8 protein-coding genes are annotated in these 12,306 nt (G+C 53.6%); all 8 read left to right on the top strand.

Annotation, left to right across the window (positions count from 1 at the left end):
* Nucleotides 1-109 precede the first annotated feature (109 nt).
* Nucleotides 110-1,384 carry an IS110 family RNA-guided transposase gene (locus DNH61_RS09870; protein ID WP_111145096.1) on the top strand — a complete coding sequence of 425 codons (1,275 nt, stop codon included), beginning with the start codon at nucleotides 110-112 and terminating at the stop codon, nucleotides 1,382-1,384.
* Between the two features lie 893 nt (nucleotides 1,385-2,277).
* On the top strand, nucleotides 2,278-4,080 hold the full coding sequence (locus DNH61_RS09875) for a sensor histidine kinase (protein WP_181438641.1): 1,803 nt from the start codon (nucleotides 2,278-2,280) through the stop codon (nucleotides 4,078-4,080).
* Nucleotides 4,077-5,573 (top strand): response regulator transcription factor, encoded by a 1,497-nt coding sequence (locus DNH61_RS09880; RefSeq protein ID WP_111146505.1) that lies wholly within the window; start codon nucleotides 4,077-4,079, stop codon nucleotides 5,571-5,573. The genes DNH61_RS09875 and DNH61_RS09880 overlap by 4 nt, the downstream gene beginning before the upstream one ends.
* Before the next feature lie 118 nt (nucleotides 5,574-5,691).
* Nucleotides 5,692-6,663, top strand: coding sequence for an ABC transporter permease (locus DNH61_RS09885; RefSeq protein ID WP_111146506.1), 972 nt, complete (start codon nucleotides 5,692-5,694; stop codon nucleotides 6,661-6,663).
* A 13-nt stretch (nucleotides 6,664-6,676) separates the two neighbouring features.
* Nucleotides 6,677-7,546, top strand: a complete 870-nt coding sequence (locus DNH61_RS09890) for a carbohydrate ABC transporter permease (RefSeq protein WP_111146507.1) — start codon at nucleotides 6,677-6,679, stop codon at nucleotides 7,544-7,546.
* Nucleotides 7,547-7,592: 46 nt separating this feature from the next.
* Nucleotides 7,593-9,269, top strand: a complete 1,677-nt coding sequence (locus tag DNH61_RS09895; protein WP_111146508.1) for an extracellular solute-binding protein — start codon at nucleotides 7,593-7,595, stop codon at nucleotides 9,267-9,269.
* A 114-nt stretch (nucleotides 9,270-9,383) separates the two neighbouring features.
* Nucleotides 9,384-11,231, top strand: coding sequence for a heparinase II/III domain-containing protein (locus DNH61_RS09900; RefSeq protein ID WP_181438642.1), 1,848 nt, complete (start codon nucleotides 9,384-9,386; stop codon nucleotides 11,229-11,231).
* Nucleotides 11,232-11,465: 234 nt separating this feature from the next.
* Entirely contained in the window at nucleotides 11,466-12,224 is a 759-nt protein-coding gene (locus tag DNH61_RS09905; protein WP_181438643.1) for an SDR family NAD(P)-dependent oxidoreductase, read from the top strand.
* Nucleotides 12,225-12,306: the final 82 nt, after the last annotated feature.

Below are 12,306 nucleotides of genomic sequence, written 5' to 3' on the forward strand. Positions count from 1 at the left end.
AACATTCCTGTCTGCGCTAAGATTCCGTCTTAGACAAAAAAAGGGGCGCCTCGTATGATGGGGGTAGGGGAAATCGGAAGCCCTAATAACCCATCAGGAGGCGCTTACTATGAAGTCTACTGTAAGAAACGCAACAAATCAACGTATTGAACGAATTACCATGCAGCATGTTGTTGTGGGAATCGACATCGCCAAGGATGCGCACGCCGCGCAGATCACGGATTTCCGTGGACGTTCGCTCACTTCGAAACACCTGTCTTTCACCAATTCACTAGAAGGCTTTGAGAGGCTCCTCGATTGGATCAAGAAAGCGCAAGCGAAGCACAGTCTCACCTCTTTGCTTGTAGGACTGGAGCCAACAGGACATTACTGGTTCAATCTTGCAAACTGGCTTCTTCAGCAAGGGATTGAGGTCGTGCTGGTTAACCCGGTCACGACGCATCGCAATAAGGAAAATCGGGACAATAGTCCGTCCAAGAATGACCCTAAGGACGCCCTAGTCATCGCGGATGTAGTCAGCAGAGGCTATTACACCGAATATTCACCCCATGCAGCTGTGTTCAGGCGGTTAAAGACACTTATGAGTGACAGAGAATTTTGGGTAAAGCAGTCTGCCTGTTTTGCCAATCGCATCATTCGCTGGATTGACCTTTACTTTCCGGAATTCCGTCAGGTTTTCCCGAATTGGGCGACTCTCCGTTCACTGGCATCACTTAAGGCTTTCCCTTTGCCGAGCGACCTTGAAGGGCTGGATGTCGATGCTGTCATCGCCCAGTGGCGAGATCAAGGCATGAAGCGTGCCTCCGGTGTCAGCGGTAGAGCCAAGGCAGCAGAGCTTCTGGCGGCTGCAACGCGCAGCATTGGAGATAGACAAGCCCTGCAGGAAGCCAGAGATGACATTGACCGTCTGCTTGCTGCCTATGAGCATACGGCTGCCATGCTCGATGACATAGAACAGGCACTTGAGTTATTACTGGCAGACATCCCCTTAATAGAGCAACTGCGGAGCATCCAAGGGCTTGGCACCATTGCCTTGGCCGCCATTTTGAGTGGTACGGGCGATTTGCGTCATTACGCTCACGGTCAGCAAATACTGCGACGCGCCGGTCTCAATCTGGCTGAGCGAACATCTGGCAAGTTCAAGGGGCAGGTCAAGGTCTCCAAACGCGGAGACAGCACTTTGCGTAAACATCTATACTGGGGCATGTTGAGTTTGGTTCAGCGGCATCCTGACTTCAAGCAGTGGCATGCGAATAACCGGGCAAGGGGAATGAAGAAGCAAGCCTCACTTTTCAAACTAATCGGCAAACTGGCACGCATTCTCGTTGGTATGGCGCAACGGGGGGAGTCCTACCGTGAATGCGCAGACCTTGTAGCCGCTTAAAGACCGCAACCCACTACTAACCTCCAAGTTTCGCTTACGAGGATTGACTCATTCGCGGGATTTTCGGCATAACACGCACAAGAGAACCGAGTATGAGTTTCGGAAGGGCATAGACCCGTTATCTAAACGAGATCGGTCTCCACGCCATGGACAGGTATAACGAAGGAATGTGAGGGCATAGACCCGTCGAGATATGGGAGGGTGAACCTCCATGGGCCATGTGGGGTTGTGCAGGATAGCGTTTTCAAAGGGCACGTAAATCGCTGCCTCTGTTCCTGCATGTCCGCAAACCGATCCATGGGTCAATTGCCCCCCTCACGTCCAACCATCTAACCACTCCAAAACGTGAAATCCTGCGAATGAGTGAGCATTCGTGAGAAAACTCCTTAAATACGAGGGACGGAACTCAGCGCTGTTATTCGATCAATTTCTAGAGGATCTTTAATGATAAGAGGACATTAAAGCCTCTGAGTTCCGTAACAATTTATACATGACACTAATTCAATGGATAGCGTTTCTCAGTTCCGTTAAGAACTGCCTGCATGTAGCTGGTATGTACGATATCTCTTATTTCCTCCCGCCACCACCAGATGCGGCCCCTCCACCAAACCATGTCTGCTAACGGTTGGAACTAGCGAGTTAGTGGCCTGGGGGCCGATACAACGATGAAAGAATCCCCTGCTTTTGATGCAGTTCAGGGATTCTTTTTTTATTTTATATCGCTAGAGTGCATAGGAGCTGGACGGGACTTGCTGCTGCCAGTTGACCAACCGGCCAGGATGCCGGATTTTTGATGTTTATTGCAGAATTAGTGATGTATTTAAGCGTTTTCATGACGGATCAGGTGTGAGAAAATTAGGACCAGACAACGCATGGAAAGGGCTGGTTTCCTTATGTCGCTTACTCAGCGAACCTATGACCGCAAGCGGTTCAGCTTCAGCACCAAGCTGGTACTGACCCTAGCTGCCGCTAACCTGATTATCTTCAGTCTGGCAGGCTTCGCAACCTATCAGGTGCATCTCTCACTGTTCAATAAGGAGATCGGGCGCCAGTACAGCATGACAACCGAGCAGGTGCTTGCCAGGCTGGATTCCAGGGTCAACGACATGTACCGCATTACGGATTATATTACGCTTAACCCGGCGGTCGAGCTGGCGATCAGCGGGCAGGAGCCGAATGCCTCCTCCTACGCACGGATGAAGCTGGAAGAGATGCTTGACGATGAGCTGCGCCAGGTACGGCTTGATGCGCCTGAAGTTATGGGGATCCGGATTTATGATTTGAAGGGGAATGTCATCAATCTGGGTACAATGGCCAGTTCGTTTCACCGGCTGGACCCTTCGTTCCTTAATGATGCCATATATAAGCTGGAGGGCACAGGCGGGGAATATGTATGGATGCCGATTGACAAGGGGAGCTACGGGAACCCGGAGGAGGTGAACGGCATTCTCGCAGGAAGGCTGATGCGCTCCATTGATCTGGAGACCTACGGAATTATGCTGATCTTGTTTAATTCCTCCCTGTTCGAGTCCTACCTGAAGGATCTCAGGTCGCAAGGCGATTCGAATGCTTATCTGTTTGACCCTGGCGGCCAGCTGCTCTACACGATGGTGGAGGATGCTGAAGCGGGACAGCTGCCTGAGCTTAACCATTCGGGGAGCGTGATCCGCAGCGAGAACGGGATATCGTATTTGTATACGAAGCAGCGTTCTGACAAGGTTGGCTTCACGATGGTCAGCAGAGTGTCGCTGAAGCAGATCCAGAGCCGGGGCTGGGTGATTCTCCAGGTTGCAGTTGTCTCGGCACTGGCGAGCATTGTCTGCTCCTGGATCATTATCACCCTGGTCGGCAAGCGCCTGCTGCGCCCGCTCAACAGTCTGGTATTCGGCATGAAGCGGGTACGCGATGGTGCCTTCCATACCCGTGTAGATATTAAGACCCGTGATGAACTGGGTTTCATCGGAGACAGCTTCAACCAGATGGCCTCCCAGATTGAGACGCTGATCCGCGAGGTGTACCAGCGCGAGCTCAGCGAGAAGGAGGCGGAGCTGAAAGCAATTCAGGCGCAGCTTAACCCGCATTTTCTATACAACACGCTGGGCATGTTCTTCTGGAAGTTCTATGTCTTAAATGATGAGCCGTCAGCCAGGCTGGTCACTTCGCTGTCCGAGATGCTGCAGTATACGCTGGAGCCGGCCGGCAGGCTGACCACACTGCGGGATGAGGTGGCGCAAATGCAGAACTACTTCAATATCCAGCAGGCGAGATATCAAGAGGCTCTGACCACAACGATTGAGATTCCGGAAGAGCTGCTCGACTGCCGGGTCATTCGGCTGCTCCTGCAGCCCATAGCGGAGAACGCCTTCGTGCATGCTTTCCGCAATATGAGGGCAGACCGTCGGCTTATGATCCGCGGCTGGAGGCAGCAGACTTCCGCAGCAGCGCCAGCTTACCTGATGCTTGAGATTACGGACAATGGCTGTGGTATGGAGGAAGCTGCGGTTCAGCAGATATACTCGCAGGTACGCTTGGGGGAAGGCTCCCGGGAAAGGATAGGAACGAGCAGCGTCATGCGCCGTATTGCGCTCGTTCATGGAGAACCTTACGGAATGGACATACGCTCGGCAGTGGATCAGGGCACAACAGTGCTGCTTAGACTGCCGTATACAACTGCGGAGGAAGGGGATGCCGGATGATAGGCAGGCTGCTGTTGGTTGATGATGAGGGGTGGTTTCGTGAAGGCCTGAGCAAGCTGATCGGGAACAACCAGCTTGGCTGGGAGGTGGTCGGGGAAGCATCAGACGGGGAGGAGGCGCTTGCGATGATCGAGGCTGCCATGCCGGATCTTGTGATCACTGACATTAATATGCCAGTCATGGATGGGTTGGGGCTAGCCGGCAGGCTGTCTGGGCTGTACCCGGATATCATGGTTATCATCCTGACCGGCTACCGGGATTTCGAGTATGCACGCCAGGCCCTGAGGTACGGGGCGGTCGAGTTTCTGCTTAAGCCGCTTGCGTTGGATGAAACCTGCAGAGTGCTGCAGCAGACGTATGAGAAGCTTCGCTTGAAGGAGCTGGGTAAGCGGCTGCAGGAGAAGGAACGGCAGGCTTCGGTGCTGCAAGCAGCCCTTCTGCGGCTGCCCTGCAGCTCACCCGACATGGCGGCTTACCGTGCGGCCTGGGAAGGCTGCGAGCTGTGGCTGCTCAAGGTGGAAAGCTTCTGCCCGCCCGGTAAAGCCTATACGGATCGGGATGTTGGACTGCTGCATTATGCTGTATCCAACATGGCTGAGGAGCTGCTGCAGCTTCACAGGATCAGGGGGATTCTGCTGCCGATGAAGAGTGATGAATACGCATGTTTGCTTGCGTCTGGCAAGCCGGCCGCTGATTACCGCTCGCATGTAATGTCGGCAGTCCGAGAACTGATTGGTCTCCGCACGGTCTGGCTGGAAGGAGGCGTGGTTCGGCAGCTGGATGAAGCAGCAACTCTGTATGAGCGGATGCAGAACGCAGGAAAGGCTGACAGTCCTCCAGAGCATATAAGAGCGGGCAAAACCCATCAGCTGCGCGAAGAACTTCTGTCTACGCTCGCAACCGGCAACCTGCAGGGAGCCGGAGAACGGATTGAATCCTATATTAAACGGAGCTCCGGACTCGGCCTGCACGAGTGCAAGAAGGAGATTTATACCCTAATGACCGTCTTCTCGGATATTCTGATGACAGAATTCAAGCACTTGAATGCCAGCTCATATGAGGATCTGAATCCTGGATCGATTCTGCTGATGAGCTCGGTGAAGGAGCTTGCCGAATGGGCCTCAGCCAAGGGCCGGGACTTCATCGCCTTGTTTGCCGGGTGGATGCAGGAGAAGCAGGATAATGTGGTGCTGCGGGCGATCCGGTATATCGAGACCCATTACCGCGAGAGCTGCACGCTTCAAGCCGTTGCCGCCCATGTTCATGTAACTCCGAACTACCTCAGCAACCTATTCAAGAAGGAGACTGGCGTCGGCTTCACCAATTACGTCAGCAGATTAAGAGTGGAGAAGGCAAAGGCGCTGCTGTCCGGCAGCAGGCTGAAAATGATGGAGATCGCCGAGCAGACCGGCTTTGATAACGCCAGCTACTTCACCGCTGTGTTCAAGCAGCTGACGGGCAGGTCGCCCTCGGAATACCGCAAGGAGCAGTAAGCATAGTTGTGTAGAATTTCAATAGAAGAGCGGTAAATTTCAAATGTTTGGCTGCGCTTACATCGTTACAATACAACTAGGAAGCTTAAGGCCAAGTACATGAGAAAGGAGCCCGCCTATGAATATAGCCGAGACGGCTGTCCCCGAGCTTGCGCCCGAGCGTGCGGCGGAAGCGAAGCAGCGGCTCAAGCTGCAGAAGTGGCGGCGGTTCAAATCGAATGTTCCTCTGCTGATTATGTTTGTGCCAGTCGCTGTATTCTTCCTTGTCTTCCGTTACGCACCGATGGGCGGACTGGTCATCGCGTTCAAGGATTACAACTTCTTCGATGGTGTGCTTAACAGCCCCTGGGTCGGATTTCATTACTTCGAGATGCTGTTCCAGGACCCCAGGACGCTGGAGATTATCCGGAATACGCTGTTTCTCAGCGTGCTGAGCATCGTATTCGGATTCCCTGCTCCGATCATTCTGGCCATCATGCTTAATGAGGTCAGGAGTATGGTGTTCAAGCGGACGGTACAGACGATTGTGTATATGCCGCATTTCTTCTCCTGGGTCATCATTTCGATGATGGTGCTGACGGTGTTCTCGCTGGAGAACGGGGCGGTGAACCGGTGGGTGGAAGCCTTCTTTGGAGAACCGTATGCGTTCATGTACAACAAGGAGTCTTGGGTGGCCATCTTCGTTGGCTCCGGGATCTGGAAGGACATGGGCTTCAATGCCATTATTTTTCTGGCAGCGCTCACGACGATTGATCCAAGCCTCTATGAAGCCGCAGGAATGGACGGGGCCAGCAAGTTCAGGCAGATCTGGCATATCACCCTGCCGGGCATCCGCTCTACCATTATTCTGCTCCTGATTCTGTCGATGGGCCGGGTGATGGAGGTAGGGTTCGATCAGGTCTATATGCTGCAAAATTCCAATGTCAACGAGATTGCCGACGTCATCAGCACGTTTATTTACCGGACCGGTCTGCAGGGCGCACAGTTCAGCCTGACGACGGCGATGGGGCTGTTCGAGTCACTGGTGGCGCTGATCCTGATCGTAACGGCCAACTACATCGCACGTAAATTCAATGAGGGATTATGGTAAGGAGGGGCGGAGCTTGAGAGCTACGAGAGGCGAGAAAATCTTCTATGTCGTCAACTATATCCTGCTTATACTGGTTGCGCTGAGCTGCATTCTGCCGCTCCTGAACATTGTTGCACTGTCTCTAAGCGATGCCAAGGCGGTAATGGCGGGCCAGGTGGGCCTGTGGCCGGTGGATTTTTCACTCTTCTCGTATGAGAACCTGATTACCGGAACGCCTATCTTGAATGCCTTCTGGAACAGTGTCCAAATCACAGTCATCGGCACACTGCTCAGCATGGCCTTCACCATTATGGCGGCTTATCCCTTGTCAAGGAAGCAGTTTTACGCGAGGCGTTTCTTCACGATGGCGATCGTCTTCACGATGATCTTCAGCGGCGGGCTTATCCCGACCTATCTCATTATCCAGAGCCTGGGTCTTGTGAACAGCTACTATGCGTTATGGCTGCCCAGCCTTGTAAGTGCTTACAACATGCTGATCATGCGATCCTATTTTGCCAATATTCCATCAGAAATTGACGAGGCGGCCAGAATTGACGGCTGCGGGGAATGGCGCCTGTTGTTCCGCATTGTACTCCCGCTGTCTAAACCGCTGCTTGCAACCATTGCGCTCTTCTACGGCGTAGGCTTCTGGAATTCCTTCATGAACGTTCTGATCTACATCAACGAGACGAGCAAATACAATATGACGGTGCTGGTGCAGAACATGATTATGTCGAACTCGATGGTGCAGGATTTCTCCGATCCGGATCTAATAGCGAATCTGACGCCTGAAGGCATCCGGTCCGCGGCTGTTATTGTGATGGTGCTGCCGATTCTCGCAGTCTATCCGTTCCTGCAAAAATATTTTGTCAAGGGTGTCATGCTGGGTTCCATTAAAGGCTAACACGTGGACCCGCTTCCATTACTATGAAGAGAAAGAGGGTTGTATCATGCGTATGGGAAAATGGACGAAGCTGCCGCTGATCGCGGCGATGGCAGCAGGGCTGCTGGCAGGCTGCTCGGGCAACAGCGGGGGAACAGAGAATGGCGATACCCCGCAGACAGCATCGGACAAGGCGGAGAAGAAGGGCCATATTACCTCGACGATCTACGACCGGGGCAGCGTGCCGAACGGCATGGGAACCATTGAGGACAATATGTGGTCGGCGTGGATTAACGAGAACGGCCCTGCGAATGTGAAATTTACTGCTGTGCCGCGCTGGGAGTCGCAGTCCAAGCTTAATGTACTGTTCGCCTCCGGCAGCGCGCCCGATCTGATCTTCGAATTCGGCACCGGTCTGCGCAATACGTTCTTTGACCAGAAGCAGCTCATGCCGCTGGATGATCTGATCGCGAATCACAGCGTAGAATACAAGGCGCTGATGGAGAAGTTTCCGCAGCTGAAGCAGGCCGGCACGAAGACGGACGGCAAGCTGTACGAGGTCGGCCGGATTAATGAGGTGTATCCGCTTCTGAGCTTCTTCATTCGTGAAGACTGGCTGGAGAAGCTGAATCTTGAGGCGCCGAAGACTACCGAGGAGATGATAGCAGTTGCCAAGGCGTTCACCGAGAACGATCCGGACGGCAACGGCGTGAAGGATACCTACGGCATTGCCGGTCTGCAGTTCGGCGAGACGCCGGGCATTATCCGGTACATGTTCAACGCCAACTGGATTAACGTGAATGAGAATGATGAAATTGAGCTGGGGCTGCCTAATATGAAGGCGGCTGCAGAATTCAAGCGCCAGCTGTATGAGGCGGGAGTGGTTGACAAGGACTTCCTGACCGACAAGGACGGCGCGAAGACGAAGCAGGATTTTCTCAATGGCAAGATTGGCATGATCGGATGGATGACCGGAGACTACACCAGCTTTGCGACGAAGGAGCTCGATACGCTGCTGCATAATGTACCGGGTGCCAAGCTGAAGGTCATTGAACTTCCGGCAACACCGGTCGGCCACCATACGGTCGTGTGGAACAATCCGGTTCAGATGACGGCGGTCGTGAATGCCAGGGCGAAGGACCCGGAAACGGTGATGAAGCATATCGACTTCCTGACCCGCATCGAAACCGGCCGAATGTTCAAGCATGGCATGGAAGGCGTGCACTATACGAAGGGTGCCAATGGCTGCCCGGAAATTACCGACCAGGAGAAGTACAAGAACGAAGTGAGCTGGGCGGGAGATTACGCGATGCTCTACAGCAGGCTGGAGGAAGGCAAATGCGGCTATACGGAAACGTTCTTCAATGAATCGATACCGGTTCAGAAGGAAGGATTGCGCCTGTTCAAGGAAGCGCGTGATGTCTATATGACGGACCTGGTTGTCGGGGAGGGAATTACTCACTCCGAGCACATGCCTCAGCTTCCGAAGGAAATGCAGGTGAAGATGTCCAATCTGACGAAGGCCATTGACGACCTGTTTACACAGGCGATCATCGGCGGCAGCAAGTACACGGTCGAGCAGGCCATGAAGGATGCCGAAGCCAAATGGCAGAGCGGCGGCGGTGCGGAGATCGAAGCCTGGTACAAGGACTGGTGGAGCAGGGAGAAGGATAATCTGCTGCGGTGGGATGATTTCTATGAGATCTACAAGCAGCAGCAGGAGGAATTCGCCAAGGCTCAGTAATTCGCGTATGGAATATGACCGCTGATGGATGCGGACAGCGTGTTTCCCGGCAGGGTAGTTCTGGCCGGGAAACATGCTGTTTCATTCGCTTATTCGGATGCTGGAGGTGCGAAGGTGAGAGATACAGCTTATCCATTGGGGAGCTTGCGAACTGCACGGACGGAGGCGGCGCGGCTGCTGGCCAGCGGCCGTTCATGGAAGGAAGAGCGTGAGCGGATTATGAGGGAGGAAGCATGCCGCATCATGCTGCAGGAGCTGAAGACAGAGGCGGAAGTGATGCTGGAGGAGCAGGTGCCTATTCTTCCCTACTCGCTATTCCGGTTATATGGGGAGACAGGCTCCCGCAGCGAATATGAGGCCGTCTATTTCAAGAGACGGAAGAGGCTGACTGTGTTGGGTATACTCGCTTGGCTGGAGCCGGAGAACGCCGTCTACCGGGACGCGCTGGCCGATATCATCTGGTCAATATGCGACGAGTACACCTGGTGCCTGCCTGCCCATCTGCCGCAGCGGCCGGATTCGGAGCGGGGCAGCAGTATAGATCTAGATGACCGGTATACGATCGACCTGTTTGCGGCAGAGACGGCATTTGCGTTAGCCGAGATCATGATGATGAATGAGGAGAATCTGCCTCCGCTTGTGAAGCTGAGGCTGCGGGATGAGGTTGACCAGCGGGTGCTGTCGCCGTTCCTTGAACGAGGGCCGTATGGCTGGGAGCGGCTGCACAACAACTGGGCGGCCGTATGTGCCGGTTCGGTTGGGGCGGCGGCCATCTATATGCTGCAGGGAGAAACGGAGGCTGACCGTCTGACAGCCGTATGGGAGCGGGTGCTTCCGGCGCTTGACGCCTTCCTGGCAGGCTTTGCCGGGGATGGTGCCTGCACGGAGGGTTATTCTTACTGGCAGTATGGGTTCGGCTTCTTCGTCTATGCAGCTGATCTGCTGAAGCAGCGAACCGCTGGCGCTGTGAATTTGTTTGCATCCGATAAGGTCCGGTCAGTGGCATTGTTTCAGCAGAAATGCTTCCTTCATGAACGCAAGGTCGTCAATTTCTCGGATTCGCCAGCGGAATGCGGCGTGCTGCCGGGCTTAACCCATTATCTGGGTTTTCTATATAAGGACGTGCATATACCGGAAGCTTCGTTATATGCCGGTATGCTGGACGATCACTGCGGCAGATGGGCGCCTGCGGTACGGAATTTGCTGTGGGTTCGCTCGGAAGCAGCAGTAGGGCCGTGGCAGGAGGGCTCCTATTACTTGGCGGATGCCCAGTGGTTCATCGTGAGAAGCCGGAGGGGAGGAAGCGCTTATGCCTTCGCTGCCAAGGGCGGGCATAATGATGAGCCGCACAATCATAATGATCTTGGCCACTTCATATTAAGCGTTAACGGGGAGCAGCTGCTCTGTGATCTTGGCAGCGGCCAATATACGAAGGCCTATTTTGGACCAGCCCGGTACGACATCTTGTGCAACGGGTCCCAGGGGCATTCGGTTCCGGTTATTAATGGCCAACATCAACAGCCAGGCCGGCATGCGCAGGCTGTCGTTCAGACAGCGGAGGCCGGGGAGCAGCATGACCGGTTCAGCATCCAGCTGGCATCTGCTTACGAGGTGCCGGAGCTGGAGCAGCTGACAAGGTCCTTTCTGTGGTACCGGGAGGAGGCCGTCTTGCGTTTGCGGGACAGTTACAAGTTCAGTCAACGGCCTGAGTCCATTGTTGAGCGGTTCATATCAGCATATCCTCCGGTGGCTGACGGGGCGGGACGTTTAGTGGTTTCATGTCAAAGTCCGTTCATTCTGGCCTTTCGGGAGAATCAGCTGGATTGGCAGGTGGAGACGCTCGTACATAAGGGTCATTCCGGTGAAGAGCAGACCTATTATGCAATTGATTTTACGGTTAGAGAGGCTTGGCTCGAGCTTGATATGGAGCTGGAATTTACGTTACTCTCAGCGAGAGATTAAGGCGGTGATGGAAGTTACAAGCTAAGCCGGCGTCCTGGTGGACCGCAGGCTTCTGGCTGAACAGGTGAGTGGTACCGACCAGGTAAAAGATAAAGCAGCCCCTGGGAAAATGGATATAGGGACGGCCTTCGCTATTGTAACGGGCGATGGATTGATATACTAGATAGAGGATCACAAGTAATATATTCCCATTACTCTTCGTTTGCGATTTAAATAGATAGGAGGAGTATCAGATTGAGTCAAACCTATATCATTACTGGGGTATCCAGCGGTCTGGGACTCGAACTCGCAAAACAGCTGCTTGCGGATGGATGCCGTGTTATTGGCCTATCGAGGAGCAATAACGAGAACTTGCGGCAGTGTGCGCAGGAGACGGGCGGCGAATACAGCTTCTATCCTGTGGATTTGTCAGAACAAGATCAAGCATCATCTATCCTCGAACAGGTCATTGATGCCCTTGGAAGAGAAGCGTCGACCGGGAAAGCAGCGGAATCGAGCGATATCCTGCTTGTCAACAACGCTGCTGCCGTAAAGCCATTAAAGATGATTGAATCGTGTGTGCCGGAGGAGATTGCAGCAAGCATTCATCTGAATGTTATCGCGCCGATACAGCTTACAGCAAGCTTCATAAAATTAACAGAAGGCTGGAGCGGCGGGAGGAAAATTATTAATATATCATCAGGTTCAGCTAAGTATCCGGCACCGGGCATGAGTGTCTATTGCTGCAGTAAGTCGGCGTTAAATATGTTCTCGCAGTGCGTGGCAGCAGAGCAGGAAGGTAAGGAAAGACCGGTGCAGATTATGGTCGTCAATCCGGGGATGATGGAGACGGGCTTGCAGGATGAAGCCAGACATTCGGATATACCCGTTACGCCGTACTTCATCCAGGCCAAAGAGCAGGGTGCGCTTGCTGACCCGAGTGTTACAGCTGCGAAGCTGCTGTCTGCCATACGTTCTGCTGAACCAGCTGCTTATATGGAATTTTCTCTGTAAGCATCCACTCAAGATATTAGATTGCAGCCGGGGCGGGAAGGTGTCAGTTAAGGAGTATTATTCCCTGCTCCGCAATATCATT

It is taken from the genome of Paenibacillus sambharensis, assembly GCF_003233845.1.
GTDB lineage: Bacteria > Bacillota > Bacilli > Paenibacillales > Paenibacillaceae > Paenibacillus_I > Paenibacillus_I sambharensis.

Coding starts and splice junctions, on each gene's coding strand:
- DNH61_RS09880 (WP_111146505.1), top strand. CDS start 4,077: ATGATAGGCAGGCTGCTGTTGGTTGATGATGAGGGGTGGTTTCGTGAA.
- DNH61_RS09870 (WP_111145096.1), top strand. CDS start 110: ATGAAGTCTACTGTAAGAAACGCAACAAATCAACGTATTGAACGAATT.
- DNH61_RS09885 (WP_111146506.1), top strand. CDS start 5,692: ATGAATATAGCCGAGACGGCTGTCCCCGAGCTTGCGCCCGAGCGTGCG.
- DNH61_RS09895 (WP_111146508.1), top strand. CDS start 7,593: ATGCGTATGGGAAAATGGACGAAGCTGCCGCTGATCGCGGCGATGGCA.
- DNH61_RS09875 (WP_181438641.1), top strand. CDS start 2,278: ATGTCGCTTACTCAGCGAACCTATGACCGCAAGCGGTTCAGCTTCAGC.